17 protein-coding genes are annotated in these 17,599 nt (G+C 65.2%); 16 read left to right on the top strand and 1 reads right to left on the bottom strand.

Going from position 1 to position 17,599, the window contains the following annotated elements; all coding sequences use genetic code 11:
* The first annotated feature begins 229 nt into the window (after positions 1-229).
* From ACZO3G_RS05710 to ACZO3G_RS05635, 16 genes are all read left to right on the top strand, one after another.
* Positions 230-838, top strand: coding sequence for an FMN-dependent NADH-azoreductase (locus ACZO3G_RS05710; protein ID WP_101552750.1), 609 nt, complete (start codon positions 230-232; stop codon positions 836-838).
* Positions 839-1,011: 173 nt separating this feature from the next.
* Entirely contained in the window at positions 1,012-1,500 is a 489-nt protein-coding gene (gene rimP, locus ACZO3G_RS05705; RefSeq protein ID WP_101552748.1) for a ribosome maturation factor RimP, read from the top strand.
* Between the two features lie 42 nt (positions 1,501-1,542).
* The gene (gene nusA, locus ACZO3G_RS05700; RefSeq protein WP_121587424.1) at positions 1,543-2,601 is read left to right on the top strand and encodes a transcription termination factor NusA; all 1,059 of its coding nucleotides are present in this window, start codon (positions 1,543-1,545) and stop codon (positions 2,599-2,601) included.
* A 46-nt stretch (positions 2,602-2,647) separates the two neighbouring features.
* Complete coding sequence (gene rnpM / locus ACZO3G_RS05695) at positions 2,648-2,923, top strand: RNase P modulator RnpM (RefSeq protein ID WP_101552744.1); 276 nt, start codon at positions 2,648-2,650, stop codon at positions 2,921-2,923.
* Positions 2,916-3,242 (top strand): L7Ae/L30e/S12e/Gadd45 family ribosomal protein, encoded by a 327-nt coding sequence (locus ACZO3G_RS05690; protein ID WP_101552742.1) that lies wholly within the window; start codon positions 2,916-2,918, stop codon positions 3,240-3,242. Before rnpM ends, ACZO3G_RS05690 begins: the two co-directional genes overlap by 8 nt.
* 91 nt (positions 3,243-3,333) lie before the next feature.
* On the top strand, positions 3,334-5,934 hold the full coding sequence (infB, locus tag ACZO3G_RS05685) for a translation initiation factor IF-2 (protein WP_302550097.1): 2,601 nt from the start codon (positions 3,334-3,336) through the stop codon (positions 5,932-5,934).
* A gap of 45 nt (positions 5,935-5,979) precedes the next feature.
* Entirely contained in the window at positions 5,980-6,321 is a 342-nt protein-coding gene (gene rbfA, locus ACZO3G_RS05680; RefSeq protein WP_101552738.1) for a 30S ribosome-binding factor RbfA, read from the top strand.
* A gap of 10 nt (positions 6,322-6,331) precedes the next feature.
* Positions 6,332-7,306 (top strand): DHH family phosphoesterase, encoded by a 975-nt coding sequence (locus tag ACZO3G_RS05675; RefSeq protein ID WP_276872450.1) that lies wholly within the window; start codon positions 6,332-6,334, stop codon positions 7,304-7,306.
* A gap of 26 nt (positions 7,307-7,332) precedes the next feature.
* On the top strand, positions 7,333-8,238 hold the full coding sequence (truB, locus tag ACZO3G_RS05670; protein ID WP_276872451.1) for a tRNA pseudouridine(55) synthase TruB: 906 nt from the start codon (positions 7,333-7,335) through the stop codon (positions 8,236-8,238).
* A gap of 3 nt (positions 8,239-8,241) precedes the next feature.
* Positions 8,242-9,186, top strand: a complete 945-nt coding sequence (gene ribF, locus ACZO3G_RS05665) for a riboflavin biosynthesis protein RibF (protein WP_276872452.1) — start codon at positions 8,242-8,244, stop codon at positions 9,184-9,186.
* Between the two features lie 165 nt (positions 9,187-9,351).
* Positions 9,352-9,618: a 30S ribosomal protein S15 gene (rpsO, locus tag ACZO3G_RS05660; RefSeq protein ID WP_101552729.1), complete on the top strand. Its 267-nt coding sequence runs from the start codon at positions 9,352-9,354 to the stop codon at positions 9,616-9,618.
* Between the two features lie 187 nt (positions 9,619-9,805).
* Complete coding sequence (locus ACZO3G_RS05655; RefSeq protein ID WP_101552727.1) at positions 9,806-11,929, top strand: polyribonucleotide nucleotidyltransferase; 2,124 nt, start codon at positions 9,806-9,808, stop codon at positions 11,927-11,929.
* A 441-nt stretch (positions 11,930-12,370) separates the two neighbouring features.
* The gene (locus ACZO3G_RS05650; RefSeq protein ID WP_276872453.1) at positions 12,371-13,681 is read left to right on the top strand and encodes an HlyC/CorC family transporter; all 1,311 of its coding nucleotides are present in this window, start codon (positions 12,371-12,373) and stop codon (positions 13,679-13,681) included.
* Positions 13,682-13,718: 37 nt separating this feature from the next.
* Complete coding sequence (gene proB, locus ACZO3G_RS05645) at positions 13,719-14,519, top strand: glutamate 5-kinase (RefSeq protein WP_276872454.1); 801 nt, start codon at positions 13,719-13,721, stop codon at positions 14,517-14,519.
* Positions 14,520-14,547: 28 nt separating this feature from the next.
* Positions 14,548-15,792 (top strand): glutamate-5-semialdehyde dehydrogenase, encoded by a 1,245-nt coding sequence (locus ACZO3G_RS05640; protein WP_101552723.1) that lies wholly within the window; start codon positions 14,548-14,550, stop codon positions 15,790-15,792.
* Positions 15,793-15,815: 23 nt separating this feature from the next.
* Positions 15,816-16,577 (top strand): hypothetical protein, encoded by a 762-nt coding sequence (locus ACZO3G_RS05635; protein ID WP_101552720.1) that lies wholly within the window; start codon positions 15,816-15,818, stop codon positions 16,575-16,577.
* Positions 16,578-16,640: 63 nt separating this feature from the next.
* On the opposite strand, the gene ACZO3G_RS05630 is transcribed toward ACZO3G_RS05635, so the two are convergent.
* Positions 16,641-17,552 carry a hypothetical protein gene (locus tag ACZO3G_RS05630; protein ID WP_276872455.1) on the bottom strand — a complete coding sequence of 304 codons (912 nt, stop codon included), beginning with the start codon at positions 17,550-17,552 and terminating at the stop codon, positions 16,641-16,643.
* Positions 17,553-17,599 lie beyond the last annotated feature (47 nt).

Raw genomic sequence — 17,599 nt, 5'->3', positions numbered from 1 at the left:
GCGACGCGCGTTCAAAGGGGCTTACGCCCCTTTGGCTTCCCATAGAGGAACTGCCTGCGGCAGAATCTCTTACAAGGTGCGCCCCGGAGGGGCGCAAAAAAGGCCCTCCGGCCCCCGGGCGGAAAATCCAAGGAGAATCCCCGGCAATTGACTTCATTTCGGCGGTACCCTATAATGGAGAAAAGGATCATCATCCCGGGGGAACGCCCGAGAAACAGGAGGAACACGCATGTCAAAGGTACTTTTTGTCGACGCCTGCGCGCGCGGGTGGGAGGTCTCCCGGACCTACGCGGTGGCGGAGGCGTTCATGAACGCCTACCGGGAGCAGCATCCGCGGGATGAAATCGAGGAGCTGACGCTGGCGGGGCTGGGGCTCGCCTATTTCACGGGTAAGGAGCTGGAATACCGCGACGCGCTGCTTGCGCGGGGCGGGCAGGCGGACGACTATTTCAAGCTGGCGCGGCAGTTCGCGGCGGCGGACAAGATCGTCATCGCCGCGCCCTATTGGGATTTGAGCTTCCCCGCGCTGCTCAAGGTCTATATCGAGCGGGTGAGCGTGAGCGGCATCACCTTTTCGCCCGAGCCGGACGGCAGGCTGCGGGGGCTGTGCCGGGGGGAGAAGATGCTGCTGATCACAACGAGCGGCGGCGACTTCACGCACGAGGACCTGTCGCTGTACGGGACGGCGCTTTCCTACCTGCGGGGCATCTGCGCGATGTTCGGGGTGGACGGGTTCGATTACCTGTGGACGCACGGGCTGGACATCGTCGGCAACGACCCCGAAGCGATCCTGCGCGGCGCGAAAAAACAGGCGGCGGCCTTTGCCGAGAGCTGGTAAGGGCGGATTTTCGGACCGGAAAGGGCCGCAAAGCCCCTGAAATCGCAGGAAAAAGGGGATAACCGCTTGCAATCCGGAAAAAATTGTGATAGAGTATATTACTGTAAGAATAGTAACAACTGTGAAAGAGTGAGGTTGACCTCACTCTTTCCTTTGTGTATGGAGGGATTTGGTTGACCCAGCCAAAGGGCAAGCGCCCCAATACGGCCGCGGTCTGCGCGGAACTGGCCGCGCCGGTGGCCGAGGGGATCGGCGTCTATCTGTGGGACGTCGTGTTTGAAAAGGAGGGCGCGGGCTGGTACCTGCGCTACTTTATCGACAAGGACGCGGACGGCGGCGTGACGATCGACGAATGCGAGGCGTTTTCCCGCGCGATGAGCGACCTGCTGGATGAAAAGGACCCGATCCCCCAGAGCTATACGCTGGAGGTCGGCTCGCCCGGCGTCGAGCGGCGGCTGACGAAGGACTGGCATTTCAGGAAGTACCTCGGCTCCGACGTGCTGGTGCGGCTCATCCGGCCGGTGGAGGGGGAGCGCGACTTTATCGGGACCCTTTCCGCATACCATGAAGATGGGACGATCTCGGTCGAGCTGGACGGGGACGTGGAGATGGCCTTCACCCTGGCCGAGACCGCGTTTGTGCGGCTGTACGAAGAATTTTAACGGGAAAGCCCGGATTACGACATTGATGGAGGCAACCGAAAAATGGAAACGAGCAACACCGAATTTTTTGAGGCTCTGGCGCTTCTTGAAAAGGAAAAGGGCATCCCGCGAAGCCTTCTGGCGGAAAAGATCGCGACCGCGATCGGCAACGCGATCCGCCGGGACATGGGCGCGTCCGAGGACAGCGTCGTGGAGATCGACCCCGGCACCGGCCGGTTCTATGTGGCGATGCGCAAGACGGTGGTCGACGACGTGCTCGACCCGGCGCAGGAGATCCTCCCGGAGGAGGCCGCCAAATACCAGAGCGGCGCGACGCTCGGGGACGTGGTGGAGATCCCGCTCGACACCAAGCAGTTCGGCCGCATCGCGGCCCAGACCGCCAAGCACGTCATCCGCCAGGGCATCCGCGAGGTGGAGCGCGGCCAGCTCTTTGAGGAGTATTCCTCCCGCCAGCACGACATCGTGACCGCCACGGTCATTAAGACCGACCCCAAGAAGGGCAACGTCACGCTGGAGATCGGCAAGTCGGAGGCGATCCTGCCCAAGAGCGAGCAGGTCCCCGGCGAGGAGTTCCCCGACAACTCGCGCGTCAAGGTCTACGTCGTCGACGTGGTCAACGGCGAAAAGGGCCCGCGCATCATGATCTCCCGCACCCATCCGGGGCTGGTCAAGCGCCTCTTCGAGATGGAGGTGCCCGAGATCTTCGACGGCACGATCGAGGTCAAGTCGATCTCCCGCGAGGCGGGCAGCCGCACCAAGATCGCCGTCTGGTCGAACGACGAGAACGTCGACCCGGTGGGCGCCTGCATCGGTCCCAAGGGCCAGCGCGTGTCGGCGATCGTCGACGAGCTGGGCGGGGAAAAGATCGACGTGGTCAAATATTCCGCCGACCCGGCCGAATTCATCGCGGCGGCGCTCTCCCCGGCCGACGTGCTGGGGGTCGAGCTCGACCCCGAGGGGGCCAAGAGCTGCAAGGTCACGGTGCCCGACCACCAGCTTTCGCTGGCGATCGGCAACAAGGGCCAGAACGCCCGCCTCGCCGCCAAGCTGACCGGCTGGAAGATCGACATCAAGCCGGAGAGCGGCTTCTACGGCGAATAACTTCCCGACCCCGGCCCGTGTGCGCGGGCGCGACAAGGAGGAAAAGATGGTACAGAAAAAACAGCCGGTGCGCATGTGTTCGGGATGCGCCGAGCACAGGCCGAAAAAGGAGCTCGTGCGGGTGGTTCGCACGCCGGAGGGGGAGATCCTGCTCGACCCGACGGGGAAAAAATCGGGCCGCGGCGCCTACCTCTGCCAGAACCCCGACTGCCTCAAAAAGGCGCGCAAGGCGCGCCGGCTCGAGCGCGCGTTCGACTGTAAAATCCCCGACGAGGTGTACGAGCGCCTCGAGCGAGAAATGGGGGAACCTCCGGATGAATGATAAGCTGCTCTCGGCCCTCTCCCTCTGCCGCAAGGCGGGCAGGCTCAAAATGGGCGGGGACGTGGTACGGGAAGAGATTATGAAAGGCGGCGCCCGGCTGGTGCTGCTCGCGTCGGACGCGGCCGAACGCACGGTGCGCCAGATGCGGTTCGCGTGCGAAGAGGGGAAGGTCCCCCTGCGGATGATCCCGCGCACGATGGATGAGCTGTGGGCCACGGCGGGCAAGCGTTACGGCGTGTTCGCGGTGTGCGACGGCGGTTTTGCAAAGATGATCGCCGGCCTGCTCCCCCCGGAGGGGGCGGAGACGGCCGAACAATAGATCCCGGGAAAGCGTTCCAACTCCGCGGTGACGGCTGTGGTTTGCGAACGTCAGGTACCGTCACTACGGACTAAGAGGAGGATTTGATTCTATGATAGAAAAGTACAGGGTCCACGAGGTCGCGAAGGATCTCGGCGTTGCGAGCAAGGAGGTCGTCGACCTGCTCGCGGCGAATTTCCAGGGGGAGCGCAAGAGCATGACCGCCCTCAACGAGCAGGAGCTCAGCGTGATCTTCAACCACTATACCAACCAGAACCAGGTGGAGAGCTTCGACGAATACTTTGCGGCGGGGCGCGCCAGGAAGGAAGCCGCGCAGGAAGCCGCCCGGCAGGCCGCCGAGCAGGCGCGCGCGGCCCAGGAGGCCGCCCGTCAGGAGGCGGCGCGCCAGGCCGCGGCCCAGCGCGCGGCGCAGCAGCCGAAGGCCCCCGCCCCGCAGGCGGCGGCCCCCGCGCGTCCGCAGCAGCAGGGCGGCCAGCAGAACCGCCCGCAGCAGAACGGGCGTCCGCAGCAGGGCGGCCAGGGCCAGAACCGGCCGCAGCAGAACGGCAGGCCCCAGCAGGGCGGCTTTAACCAGAACCGCCCGCAGCAGGGACGCCCGGCGCCCCAGCAGGGCCAGGGCGGCCAGCAGAACCGCCCGCAGCCGCCCCGCCCGGCGGCGCAGCCGCAGCAGCAGCCCAACCGGAACCAGCCGCCGCGCCAGCGCGGCTCCGCGACGGTGGATATGCGCGCGGGCGCCACGCAGGTGGAGCTCGACCGCTACAACGAGAAATACGACACCCTCGCCCAGCAGAAGGTGGGCAACCAGAATATGACCGCGCAGAAGCAGAAGCTGACCCAGCGCAGCGCCGAGCGCCGCCGCGGCAAGCCGGTCATGTCCCGCAAGGAGCGGGAGGACGCCAAGATGCGCCGCCTGGAGCTGGAGCGCCAGCGCCGCAAGAACCTCGAGGTCGCCCTGCCCGAGGAGATGACGGTGGGCGAGCTGGCCGCGCGGCTGCACCTGACCGCCTCCGAGGTCATCAAGCGGCTCATGACGCTCGGCGTGATGGCGTCGATCAGCGACACGATCGACTACGACACCGCCGCCATGGTCGCCATGGAGATCGGCGCGAAGGTCGAGAAGGAGGTCGTCGTCACAATCGAGGACCGCCTCTTCCAGGTGGAGAACGAGGACGACGACTCCACCCTCGTCGAGCGCCCGCCCATCGTCGTGGTCATGGGCCACGTCGACCACGGCAAGACCTCCCTGCTCGACGCGATCCGCAACACCAACGTGACCGAGGGGGAGGCCGGCGGCATCACCCAGCACATCGGCGCCTACCAGGTCATGGTCAACGACCGCCCGGTCACCTTCCTCGACACCCCCGGACACGCGGCGTTCACCTCGATGCGCGCCCGCGGCGCGCAGGTCACCGACATCGCGGTCATCGTGGTCGCGGCGGACGACGGCATCATGCCCCAGACGGTCGAGGCGATCAACCACGCCAAGGCGGCGGGCGTCTCGATCATCGTGGCGATCAACAAGATGGATAAGCCCCACGCGAACCCCGACAAGGTGATGCAGGAGCTGACCGAATACGAGCTGGTGCCCGAGGCGTGGGGCGGCGACGTGCCCTGCATGCCCGTCTCGGCCAAGAGCGGCGACGGCATCCCCGACCTGCTCGAGATGATCCAGCTCGTCGCGGACACGAGCGAACTCAAGGCCAACCCCGACCGCATGGCGCGCGGCACCGTCATCGAGGCGAAGCTCGACAAGGGCCGCGGCCCCGTCGCGACGATCCTCGTCCAGACGGGCACGCTGCATGCGGGCGACGCGGTCATCGCGGGCAGCACCTTCGGGCGCGTGCGCGTCATGCTCAACGACCGCGGAGAGCGGGTGGAGGAGGCCGGCCCCTCGACGCCGGTGGAGATCACCGGCCTGGACGACGTGCCGGAGGCGGGCGACGTGCTCAACGCCGTCGAGGACGAGCGCCTCGCCAAGGAGCTCGTCGAGCAGCGCAAGCACGAGCAGAAGGAGGCGCAGTTCAGCGCCTACGAGAAGGTCACCCTCGACAACCTCTTCAGCCACATCTCCCAGGGCGACGTCAAGGAGCTGCCCATCATCGTCAAGGCCGACGTGCAGGGCTCGGTCGAGGCCGTCAAGCAGTCGCTTGAAAAGCTCTCGAACGAAGAGGTGCGCGTCAAGGTCATCCACGGCGCGGTCGGCGCGGTCAGCGAGAGCGACGTCATGCTCGCCGACGCGTCCAACGCGATCATCGTCGGCTTCAACGTCCGTCCCGACCCCGTCGCCAAGGAGAACGCCGAGCGCGACGGCGTCGAGTTGCGGTTCTACCGCATCATCTACGACGCCATCAACGACGTCGAGACGGCCATCAAGGGCATGCTGACGCCCAAGACCCGCGAGGTCGAGCTCGGCCGCGCCGAGGTCCGCCAGGTCTACAAGATCACCGGCGTGGGCACCGTCGCGGGCTGCTACGTGCTCGAGGGCAAGATCACCCGCAACGCGGAGATCCGCGTCGTGCGCGACGGCATCATCATCGCCGACGATAAATTGGCCTCCCTCAAGCGCTTCAAGGACGACGTCAAGGAGGTCGCGAAGGGCTACGAGTGCGGCACCGGGCTCAACAAGTTCAACGACATCAAGGAGGGCGACATCTTCGAGGCGTATGAAATCGAGGAATATCGCGAATCCTAACAGCGCGGGGCTTCCCCGCGAAAGTGACCGGAAGGAGGGCTCGTCATGGGCTCTTACAGGGCTTCCAGAACGGAAGAGGACGTCAAACGGGAGCTGAGCGACATCATGCGCTCCCTCAAGGACCCGCGCATCACGGGGCTGCTGTCGATCGTAAAGCTCGACCTTGCGAAGGATCTGAGCTCCTGCAAGGTCTACATCAGCTCGATGGACGGCCTCGAGGCGGCCAAAAGCGCCGTCAAGGGGCTCACAAGCGCGGCCGGCTTCATCAAGCACGAGCTGAACAGCCGGCTCAAGCTGCGCAGGCTCCCCGAGTTCAGCTTTGTGGCGGACGATTCGATCGCCCACAGCGCGGATATCGCCAGGATGTTAAACGACCTTCAGAAGTGAGGTGACGCAATTGGGAACCAGCAGACCGGTGGACGCCGCGGGCGCGGCCGCGATCATCCGCGGGGCGGACCATATCGTGATCCTCTGCCACCAGAAGCCGGACGGCGACACGCTGGGCAGCGGCTTCGCGCTGCTCGGCGCGCTGCGCGCGCTCGGCAAGACCGCGCGGATCGAATGCCCGGACGGGTTCCCGCCGCGCTACTGCTTCATGTACCCCGGCTTCACCGGGGAGGACCAGCCGGCGTTTGCCCCCGAGCTGGTGGTCGCGGTGGACATCGCGGACATGCAGCTTCTGGGGGACCTGCGCCCGCGGTATGAGGGGAGGATCGGCCTCTGTGTCGACCACCACCCCTCCAACACCCGCTACGCGGAAAACCTGCTGCTCGACACCGGCGCCGCCGCCACGGTGGAATCGATCTACTGCATCATCCAGGAGCTCGGCGTGGGGATCGACTACCGCATGGCGGTGTGCATCTACACGGGGCTGGCGACCGACACGGGGTGCTTCCGCTACTCCAACACGACCGCCCGCACCCACATCCTCGCGGCCGAGATGATGCGCACCGGCATCGACAGCTACCGCATCAACAAGATGATGTTCGAGACCAAGTCGGTCGCGCGCATGGAGCTCGAGCGCCGGGTCATGGACACGCTGGAATACCACTACGACCACCGCATGGTGATTACCGTCATGACCCGGCGGGCGATCGCGGAGACGGGCGTGCCCGAGGAGGACATGGAGGGCATCGCGGCCGTCCCGCGGCAGATCGAAGGGGTGGACGTCGCGGTGATGCTCCAGCAGAAGGCGGAGCGCCGCTGGCGCGTCTCGATGCGCAGCAGCGAGCATGTGAACTCGTCCGCGGTCTGCGCCCGCCTGGGCGGAGGCGGACATGCCCGCGCGGCGGGCTGCACCCTCGAGGGGACGCTCGAGGAGGTCAAGGCCCGCCTGGTGGAGGAGCTCCGGACCGAACTCACCCCCGTTTGAGGGAAGGATAAGGGACAGGAAGACATATGGCGGAACAAAACGGGATCCTTTGCATAGACAAGCCGGAAGGCTTTACATCGTTTGACGTGGTGGCGAAGCTGCGCGGGATCGCGGGCACCCGCCGCGTCGGCCACGCGGGGACGCTCGATCCGATGGCGACGGGCGTGCTTCCGCTTTTTTTCGGCCGCGCGACCAAGGCGTGCGACATTCTGCCCCGGCAGGACAAGCGCTACCTCGCGGATTTCCGGCTCGGCGTGACCACCGACACGCAGGACGAGACGGGCAGGGTGCTCTGTGAGCGGGACCCTTCGGGGGTCTCAGAGGCGGACGTGCGAAAGGCCGCCGCGCGTTTCACGGGGGAGATCATGCAGGTGCCGCCCATGTACTCCGCCCTGAGGGTGGAGGGCAAACGCCTTTACGAGCTCGCGCGGCAGGGGGTGGAGGTGGAGCGCAAGGCCCGCCCCGTCACCATCCATTCGCTCGACTTCGTCTCGTGGGACGGGGCGTCCCACACCTGCCGGATCGACGTGCACTGCTCCAAGGGGACCTACATCCGCACGCTGGTGGCCGATATCGGCGAGGCGCTCGGATGCGGCGCGGTCATGACCGGGCTGCGGCGCACGATGGCGGCGGGCTTCACGCTCGCCGACTGCGTCACGATCGGGGAGGCCGGGGATCTCGCGCGGGAGGGTCGGTTTGCGGAAGCGCTGCTCCCGGTGGGCGCGGCCTTCGCGGGGCTGCCCAGGGCGCGCCTCAGTGAAAAGCAGGCGAAGATGTTTTTAAACGGCGTGCGCCTCGACCCGGCGCGCGTCGCCCGCCCCGGGGGGGAGGGCCCCTTCGCGGTCTATCTGGGGGAGGAGACCTTCCTCGGGACGGCGGAGGTGAAAAACGGGGAATTCCGGATGGTTAAACTATTTACGCTGGAGGTGTAGCCCTTGCGGGTCTTTCATACGATCGCCGAGGCGGCCCCGGCCGGCCGGTCGGCCGTCGCCTGCGGCTTTTTCGACGGGCTGCACATCGGGCACGCCGCGGTGATCGGCCGCGCCGTCGAACGGGCCGGGGAGGCGGGGCTCACCCCCGGCGTCTTCACCTTTACGATCCACAGCGGGCACCCCGCCCGCAAATGCGACAACTGCGAGATCATCACCGAGACGAAAAAGTTCCACATGCTCGAGAAATGGGGGGTGCGGCTGCTGCTCTCCCCCGACTTCACCGATTTTTCCGCCATGCCGCCGGAGGAATTCGTCGACGAGGTGCTCGTGCGGCGGCTCGGTGCGGCGGTCGTCTGCTGCGGCGACGACTTCCGGTTCGGGCGGGACGCCGCAGGGGACGTGCCGATGCTGAAAACCCTCTGCGCGGCGCGCGGCGTCGAGGTGGACGTTGTCCCGGCCGTGCTGTGGGGGGGCGAGCGGGTGAGCAGCACCCGCATCCGCCGGCTGCTCGGCGAGGGGGAGGTCGAAACCGCCGGCGAGCTGCTCGGGCGGGCGTTCGGCTACGACTTCACCGTCGTGCACGGCAAGCGGCTCGGCCGCACGATCGACTCCCCGACGATCAACCAGCGGTTCCCCGCCGACTTTGTGCGGCTGCGCCACGGGGTCTACGCGTCGGCGGCGCGGGTGGACGGGGTTCTGCGCCCGGCGGTCACCAACATCGGGCTGCGCCCGACGGTGGAGAACGCGTCCGCCGTCAACTCGGAGACCTACATCATCGGCTTTTCGGGCGACCTCTACGGGCAGGCGGTCGAGGTGCGGCTGCTGCGGTTTCTGCGGGGGGAGCGGAAGTTCCCGTCGGTCGAGGAGCTCAAACGCCAGATTCAGGCGGACGCGGCGGCCTCCCTGCCCGTCGCGGAACGGTACATTGCCGAAAAAAACGGAAAATAAAGGGGCATGATCCCTTTACATTCGGTCAACACTATGCTACAATAAACAATTGATGTGACCTTTTTCACGGAGACAGGGTTTTACGCCCGGGCGAAGAGCCGAACGGGATGTCACCCGCCTGTCCCTGAGATCAAGGCAAATTTAACATGAAAGGTGATTCCCAACATGATCCGCAAGGAAGAAAAACAGGAAGTCATTCTCCAGAACGCCACCCATGAGGGCGACACCGGTTCGCCGGAAGTCCAGGTTGCCATCCTCACCAAGAGGATCGCCGACCTCACCGAGCACCTCAAGACCCACAAGAAGGACCATCATTCCCGCCGCGGCCTCTTCAAGATGATCGGCCAGCGGAGAAACCTGCTCAACTATCTGGCCAAGAAGGACATCAACCGCTACCGCGCGCTGATTGCCAAGCTGGGCCTGCGCAAGTAAGCCATAAACGAAAGGCAGGCGGAGCGTCCGCCTGCCTTTCGATGCATCATCCAGAAGAATTTTACGGAGCTGTGGGCGTCCTTTTAGCAGTTACTTGAGCGCTCGAATTCCCCTCGAACGCTGAAATACTTGCTAAAAAGTACGCAGCTCCGTGAGATAAAATATTTTTGATTACGGAGGAACTGCAATGTTTGAAAACTACAAGGTATACGAAATCGAATACGGCGGCAAGAAAATGACCTTTGAAACGGGCAAGATGTGCTGCCTGTCCAACGCGTCGATCCTCGTGCGCTGGGGCGAGACGGTCGTGCTCTGCAACGTCACCGCCTCCAAGAAGCCCCGCGAGGGCATCGACTTTTTCCCGCTGTCGGTCGACTTCGAGGAGAAGCTCTATTCGGTCGGCAAGATCCCCGGCTCCTTCATCAAGCGCGAGGCGCGCCCCTCCGACAAGGCGATCCTCAATTCCCGCCTCGTCGACCGCCCCATCCGCCCGCTCTTCCCCAAGGACATGCGCAACGACTGCTCGGTCGTCATGACCGTCATGTCGGTCGACGCCGACTGCCCGCCCGAGATCGCCGGCATGTGCGGCGTTTCGCTCGCGCTGACCATCTCCGATATCCCCTGGAACGGACCGATCGCCGGCGTCAACGTCGGGCTTGTCGACGGCGAGATCGTCGTCTGCCCGACCGCCGAGCAGCGCGCGAAGAGCGACCTGCATCTGACCGTCGCGGCGGACGAGGACGTCATCTGCATGATCGAGGCGGGCGCCAACGAGGTCGCCAACGACGTCATGCTCGACGCGATCATCCAGGGCCACACCGAGATCAAGAAGATGGTCCGCAAGATCAAGGAGATCCAGGCCGAGATCGGCAAGCCGAAGTTCGCCTTCGAGTCGGTCAAGGTCCCCGCCGACCTCTTCGAGGCGGTCAAGGAGTTCGCCATCGAGGACGTGCGCGCCGCGCTCGACACCGACGACAAGAGCGTGCGCGACGAGCGCCTCGCCCCCGTCGAGGAGCGCGTCCACGCGCAGTTCGACGACGAGGAGAAGTCCAACGCCGCCCAGATCGACGAGGCGTTCTACCAGCTCCAGAAATTCGTCGTCCGCCGCTGGCTGCTCGACGAGCAGAAGCGCGTCGACGGCCGCAAGATGGACGAGATCCGCCCGCTGGCCGCCGAGGTCGGCCTGCTGCCCCGCGTCCACGGCTCCGGCATGTTCACCCGCGGCCAGACCCAGGTGCTGACCATCTGCACGCTCGGCACCGTCAGCGAGGCCCAGAAGCTCGACGGCATCGACGACCAGGACCAGAAGCGCTACATCCACCACTACAACTTCCCCTCCTATTCGACGGGCGAAACCAAGCCCAGCCGCGGCCCCGGCCGCCGCGAGATCGGTCACGGCGCGCTCGCCGAGCGCGCCCTCGAGCCGATGATTCCGTCGCTTGAGGAGTTCCCCTACACCATCCGCCTCGTCTCCGAGGTGCTCTCCTCCAACGGCTCCACCTCGCAGGGCTCCATCTGCGGCTCCACGCTGGCGCTGATGGACGCGGGCGTGCCGATCAAGCGCCCCGTCGCGGGCATCTCCTGCGGACTGATTACCGAGGGCGACCGCTGGATGACGATGGTCGACATCCAGGGGCTCGAGGACTTCTTCGGCGACATGGACTTCAAGGTCGGCGGCACCGAAAAGGGCATCACCGCCATCCAGATGGACCTCAAGATCAAGGGCCTCAACTACGACATGATCAAAGAGGCGTTCGAGAAGACCTACCAGGCGCGCATGTATATCCTGAACGACATCATGCTGCCGGCCATCCCCGCGCCGCGTGAGGAGCTCTCCAAGTACGCGCCCAAGGTGAAGAGCATCCACATCAACCCCGACAAGATCCGCGAGGTCATCGGTTCGGGCGGCAAGGTCATCCAGAAGATCTCCGCCGACTGCGGCGTCAAGATCGACATCGACGACGACGGCACCGTCGTGGTCTCGTCGGTCGACGCGGACGGCATCCGCCGCGCCGTCTCGATCATCGAGACGATCGTCAACGACCCTGAGGTCGGCGCGATCTACAAGGGCAAGGTCACCCGCCTGATGAACTTCGGCGCCTTCGTCGAGCTCGCCCCCGGCAAGGAGGGCCTCGTGCACATCTCCAAGCTCGATATGGGCCGCGTCGAGAAGGTCGAGGACGTCGTCGCCCCCGGCGACGAGGTCATCGTCAAGGTCACCGAGATCGACCAGCAGGGCCGCATCAACCTCTCCCGCCGCGACGCGCTCATCGCCATGGAGGCCAAAAAGAATGCCGCCAAGCAGCAGTAAAAGACCAGTTTCACGGGCCCGCCTTCCGGCGGGCCCGTTCTTTTTTTTCTTGAAAAAAAGAACCAAAAAAAGCGCTTCTCAGGATAAGCTGCCGCGCTTTGCGAAGCGCGGCAAGGGGCTCCGCCCCTTGACCCCGCCGCCTTTTGAAAAAGGCGGGCGAAAACTTTGAGCGGGCGGGCGAAAACGTTTGTCTCACGGGGCGCGTACGCGGCGGGGGGGCGCGGCCGGCCTGAATCAAAAGTTTTGAGGGGGGTCCGGGGGAACTTTTTTAAAAGTTCCCCGGGAGGGGCTTCCAGGGGCCTTTTGCAAAAGACCCCCTGGAAAAATTGAATTTTCGGTGAATATATGCTATAATCAATTGTTATCGGGCGGGATATTTGCTATGATAGCATCTGTACACCCGTACAAAATTCTAACGACAATATGGAGGTTGGTTTTTTCTTGGACAGTACAAGCGGCATATTATACCTGGTTTTGGTGGTACTGCTTTGCTTCTCCGCCTTTTTCTCCGCGAGTGAGACGGCCTATTCGTCCCTCAACAAGATCCGCATGAAGAACTACGCGGACGGCGGAAACAAAAAAGCGAAACGGGCGCTCGCGGTCGTGGACGACTTCGACCGCCTGCTCTCGACCATCCTGGTGGGCAACAACGTCGTCAACATGGCGAGCGCGTCGATTGCCACGGTGATCGCGACGGCGGTCTTCGGCGCCTCGGGCGCGGCGATCGCCACAACGGTGATGACCATCCTGGTACTGATCTTTGGAGAAATCCTGCCGAAAACGCTGGCGAAGGAGAACAGCGAGTCGATCGCCATGAAGACGGGCGGCCTGCTCCAGTTCTTCATCAAGCTGCTGACCCCCGTGGTCTTCTTCTTCGTCAAGATCAAGGAGCTTGCCCTGCGCCTTTTGAAGGGCGCGGAGGCGCAGCCCTCCGTTACCGAGGAGGAGCTCAAATACATCGTCGAATCGATCGAGCAGGAGGGCGTGCTCGAGGAGCAGGAGAGCGATCTCGTGCAGTCGGCCCTCGACTTTGACGAGATCACCGTGCAGGAGATCCTGACCCCGCGCGTCGACCTCGTCACGATCGACGTCGAGGACCCGCTCGACGAGGCGCTCGAGGTGGTGCTCGGCGCGCACTTCTCCCGCATCCCCGTCTACCGGGGCACCGTCGACAACATCATCGGCGTTTTGCAGGTGCGCGACCTGCTCAAGGCGGTCGTGCAGAAGACCGACACCCGCCTTTCCCACCTCGTGACCGACTGCGTCTTCGTGCACAAGACGATGCGGATCTCCACCCTGCTCGCCGAGTTCAAGGCGAAAAAGCTGCACCTGGCGGTCGTCACCGACGATTACGGCGGCACGATGGGCATCGTCACGATGGAGGACGTGCTCGAACAGCTCGTCGGCGACATCTGGGACGAGTCGGACGAGGTGCGGGACGACTTCGTGCAGGTCGGCCGCGGCACCTATATCGTGAGCGGCGACATGAACGTCTTTGAGATGCTCGAGGAGCTCGGCGAGGACGACCGGAGCTTTGAGAGCGATTACAATACCGCGGGCGGCTGGGCGATGGAGATGCTCGGCCACATCCCCGAGGCGGGCGAGCAGTACGGCTACCGCGACCTGGTGGTCACCGTGTCCGAGGTGGAGGAGCAGCGGATCCTTTCGCTGCGCGTCGAGCGGATCCCGACCCTCGAGGAGGAGCCCGGCCCCGGCGAGGGGCGGCGGGCGGACAAAAAGAAAGACGAATAATATTGTTCCCGCTTCGCGGGACGGGGAGCAGATGAATATGAGGGATTTTTCAAAGGCCAGGCGGGTCGTGGTGAAGGTCGGATCGTCCACCCTCACCCACGAGAGCGGGCTTCTCAACATCCGGCGGGTGGAGCAGCTCGTGAAGGTGCTCGCCGACATCGAGAACAGCGGCCGGCAGGTCGTGCTCGTCTCCTCCGGCGCCATGGCCGTGGGGGTCGGCAAGCTCGGGCTGCATGAGAAGCCCGCCGACATGCCCGGCAAGCAGGCGGTGGCCGCCATCGGGCAGTGCGAGCTGATGTACATCTACGACAAGCACTTTTCCGAATATAACCACGTCACGTCGCAGGTCCTGCTGACCCGCGACGTGGTCGACGACCCGATGCGCAAGCGCAACGTCCAGAACACGTTCGAGCGGCTGCTCGGCCTGGGCACGATCCCGATCGTCAACGAGAACGACACGGTTTGCACGGAGGAGATCGAGCACGCGGCCACCTTCGGCGACAACGACACCCTCTCGGCGACGGTGGCGGAGCTGGCGGGCGCGGACCTGCTGGTTATTTTGAGCGACATCGACGGCCTCTACGACGGCGACCCGCGCGAAAACCCCGGCGCGAAGCTGCTGCACGAGGTGGACGAGATCACGCCCGAGATCGAGGCGTGCGCCGCGGGCGCGGGCAGCGCGCGCGGCACCGGCGGCATGATCACCAAGCTCCACGCCGCCGGGCTCGCGACGGCGGCGGGCATCGACATGGTCATCATGAACGGCGCGCAGCCGAAAAAGCTCTACGACCTGTTTGAAAACGCGGAGATCGGGACCTACTTCCCCGCGGCGAAATAGACACCCCCATCAAAAGGAGGCGGCGCAGATGAACAGCCTGACCGAAACCGGAAAACGCGCCCGCGCGGCGTCCCGCGTGCTCGCGTGCACGACCACGGGGCAGCGGAACGCGGCCCTTACCGCGATCGCCGCGGCGCTCGAGGCGAACGCGGCGGCGGTGCTGGCCGAGAATGAAAAGGACCTCGCGGCGGCAAAGGAAAACGGCATGATCGCGTCGATGCAGGACCGCCTGCGGCTGACTCCGGCGCGCATTTCGGACATCGCGGAGGCGGTGCGCGACCTCGTGAAGCTGCCCGACCCGGTCGGGCAGATCATCGGCGGCGGCAGCCGCCCCAACGGGCTCAAGATCGAAAAGGTGCGGGTGCCGCTCGGCGTGGTCGGCATGATCTACGAGGCGCGCCCCAACGTCACCGTCGACGCGGCCTGCCTCTGCCTCAAATCGGCCAACGCCTGCATCCTGCGGGGCGGCAAGGAGGCCATCCGGTCGAACACCGCGTTCGCCGAGATCATGTGCGGCGCGCTCGAGGGCGCGGGGCTCCCGCGCGACGGCATCCAGCTCGTCACCGACACCTCCCGCGCCTCCGCGGGCGACCTGATGACCCTCGACGGCTACCTCGACGCGCTCATCCCGCGCGGCGGCAAGGGGCTCATCCAGGCGGTCGTCAAGGGCGCGAGCGTCCCCGTCATCGAGACGGGCGCGGGCAACTGCCACATCTATGTGGACGACTCGGCCGATTTGGAGATGGCGGTGCGCGTCTGCGACAACGCCAAGACCTCCCGCCCGTCCGTCTGCAACGCGGTGGAGACGGTGCTCGTGCACCGGGAGATCGCGGCGGCGTTTTTGCCGAGGCTCAAGGAGGCGCTCGACGTCCACCATGTCGAGCTGCGCGGCTGCGCGCGCACGGCCGCCCTCATCCCCGGCGTCGTCCCCGCCGCCGAGGAGGACTACGACACCGAGTTTGACGACTATATCCTCGCGCTGCGGGTGGTCGACAGCCTCGACGAGGCGATCGAACACATCCAGCGGTACACCACCGGGCATTCGGAGGCGATCCTCACCGAAACTTATTCGCACGCGCAGGAGTTCACCTCGCGCATCGACGCGGCGGCCGTCTACGTCAACGCGTCCACCCGCTTTACCGACGGCGGGGAGTTCGGCTTCGGCGCGGAGATCGGCATCTCCACCCAGAAGCTGCACGCGCGCGGGCCGATGGGCCTCAATGAGCTCTGCTCCTGCAAATACATCGTGACCGGCAGCGGCCAGACCCGCTGACGGACCGCGGAAAGGACACTGGCATGGAGAAAACGAATCAGGCCCCGCGGCGGGACCCCGCCGAAGGGCTTCACTACCGGAAAAATAAATATGCCGCGCCGGTCGGGGGGATCTTCCTCTTCCTGGCGGCGGTGGGGCTCGTCGCGGTGGGCATCTTCTGCGTGCGCTTCACCCAGAGCCTGCTCGACAACACCCGCGAAAAACAGAAGTTCGAGCAGATCATCACGCCGGTGCTGATGTTCGACCCGCTGCCTTTCGAGTCCCCCTCCGACGTGAACCCCCTCTTCCTGCTGCAGTCGTCGCTGTGGAGCGCGATGCTCGGGGAAAAGCGCGCCAGCTACCAGGAGGACCCGCTCGAGCGCGTCATGGTGCCCGCGTCCGACGTGGACGTGGCGTGCGCCCGGCTCTACGGCCCCGACGTGAAGCTGGAGCACCAGACCTTTACGATCAACTACGTCGACAACTACGTCTACGACGAGGAGACCAGGACCTACTACGTGCCGGTCACCGGACAAGTGGGCATGTACACGCCGAGCGTCGAGCGGGTGGTCAAGAAGGGGGACGTCTACACGCTGACGGTGGGCTACCTCCAGCCGACGACCGCCTGGACCCAGGCCACCGCCGACAAGGACGGCAAGCCGGAGGCGGACAAATACATGATCTACGAGCTGAAAAAGGTCAAGGACCACTACCAGCTCACGGCGATCCGCGACCTGCCCTCCGAGCTGCTCCCCGAGTACGGCCAGCAGGTGCAGGCCGATTCGGCCGCCCAGCCCGCCGCGTAATCAAAGAGATGAGAAAAGCCCCGTTCCGCGAAAGCGGAACGGGGCTTTTTTGGCGTGAGCAGATCACCGGCCGGAGCGCCTGAGGGAGAGGCAGAGGGCCGCCGCGTAGAGCCCCGAGAGGAAGTAGAAGACGGCGGCCGCGGGGGAAAGCCCGAGCGCGACGGTCTTCCCGGCGAGCGCGGCCGCGATCATGCCGCCCGGCACGGCGATCGCGAAGAGGGCGAAGGCGGGCCCGAAGAAGAGGAGCTGGCGCACGCCCTTTTCGGCGCCGACGCCCGACAGGATGCGCGCGTGCGCGAGCAGGAAGGGGGCCATCAGGATCAGCATGACGATCGTGAGCATCTGGTCGGAGACGTTGCGCAGCGCGGTGTAGGCCATAAAGGAGCTGAGCAGCTCGCCGATCTCCCACACGAGCGGCAGCAGCATCAGCCAGCCGTTCATCCGCAGGGTGTGCAGCCCGCCCTCGAGGTCGAAGCCGTTTTGCGGAAGCCGGGGGTCGGGCTCGGCCGTAAAAGCGCGGAATTCGCAGGGGATCGTGAAGGGCCCGGCGCCCGCGACCCGGAAGAAAAGAAAGGCGCTGATCCAGGGCAGGGCCAGCCGGAAGAGGAGGGTGAAGAGGCAGAGGAGCAGCTTGGGCATGAGAGGATAATCGGCGGAAAAGACTTCGGGAAGCTCCTTCAGCCGCAGCAGCGTCCAGCAGAAGAGCGCGGCCCCCGCCGCGATGGAAAGCGCCCGGAGCGGGATGGTGAAGGTGACGGACGCGCCGCGCATCCTCCGCCCGGAGAGGTACCCGGCCGCCAGCAGCAGAAGGACCGAAACGCCCAGCAGGATGTTGAAAACGAGGGGGAGCGCGCCGCCGCCCTCGTAAAAGCCGGTGGCGGGGTCGACCGCGGTGAGCTTGAGCACGACGCGCAGGATCAGGCAGACTGCGGCGCAGCCCGCGAGGGAAAAGAAGAGCGGACGGTTTTTCGTCATGGCGGCCTCCGTGAAACGGGGGCGCGAGCGCCCCCGGAATTGATTTT

This window comes from Anaerotruncus sp., from assembly GCF_057433415.1.
This window is presented reverse-complemented; position numbering and strand designations above follow the sequence as displayed.

Bases quoted from the DNA above. Each gene is read 5' to 3' on its own strand.
- ACZO3G_RS05710 (WP_101552750.1), top strand. From the start codon at position 230: ATGTCAAAGGTACTTTTTGTCGACGCCTGCGCGCGCGGGTGGGAGGTC.
- nusA (WP_121587424.1), top strand. From the start codon at position 1,543: ATGGAAACGAGCAACACCGAATTTTTTGAGGCTCTGGCGCTTCTTGAA.
- rnpM (WP_101552744.1), top strand. From the start codon at position 2,648: ATGGTACAGAAAAAACAGCCGGTGCGCATGTGTTCGGGATGCGCCGAG.
- ACZO3G_RS05690 (WP_101552742.1), top strand. From the start codon at position 2,916: ATGAATGATAAGCTGCTCTCGGCCCTCTCCCTCTGCCGCAAGGCGGGC.
- infB (WP_302550097.1), top strand. From the start codon at position 3,334: ATGATAGAAAAGTACAGGGTCCACGAGGTCGCGAAGGATCTCGGCGTT.
- rbfA (WP_101552738.1), top strand. From the start codon at position 5,980: ATGGGCTCTTACAGGGCTTCCAGAACGGAAGAGGACGTCAAACGGGAG.
- truB (WP_276872451.1), top strand. From the start codon at position 7,333: ATGGCGGAACAAAACGGGATCCTTTGCATAGACAAGCCGGAAGGCTTT.
- rpsO (WP_101552729.1), top strand. From the start codon at position 9,352: ATGATCCGCAAGGAAGAAAAACAGGAAGTCATTCTCCAGAACGCCACC.
- ACZO3G_RS05655 (WP_101552727.1), top strand. From the start codon at position 9,806: ATGTTTGAAAACTACAAGGTATACGAAATCGAATACGGCGGCAAGAAA.
- proB (WP_276872454.1), top strand. From the start codon at position 13,719: ATGAGGGATTTTTCAAAGGCCAGGCGGGTCGTGGTGAAGGTCGGATCG.
- ACZO3G_RS05640 (WP_101552723.1), top strand. From the start codon at position 14,548: ATGAACAGCCTGACCGAAACCGGAAAACGCGCCCGCGCGGCGTCCCGC.
- ACZO3G_RS05635 (WP_101552720.1), top strand. From the start codon at position 15,816: ATGGAGAAAACGAATCAGGCCCCGCGGCGGGACCCCGCCGAAGGGCTT.
- ACZO3G_RS05630 (WP_276872455.1), bottom strand. From the start codon at position 17,552: ATGACGAAAAACCGTCCGCTCTTCTTTTCCCTCGCGGGCTGCGCCGCA.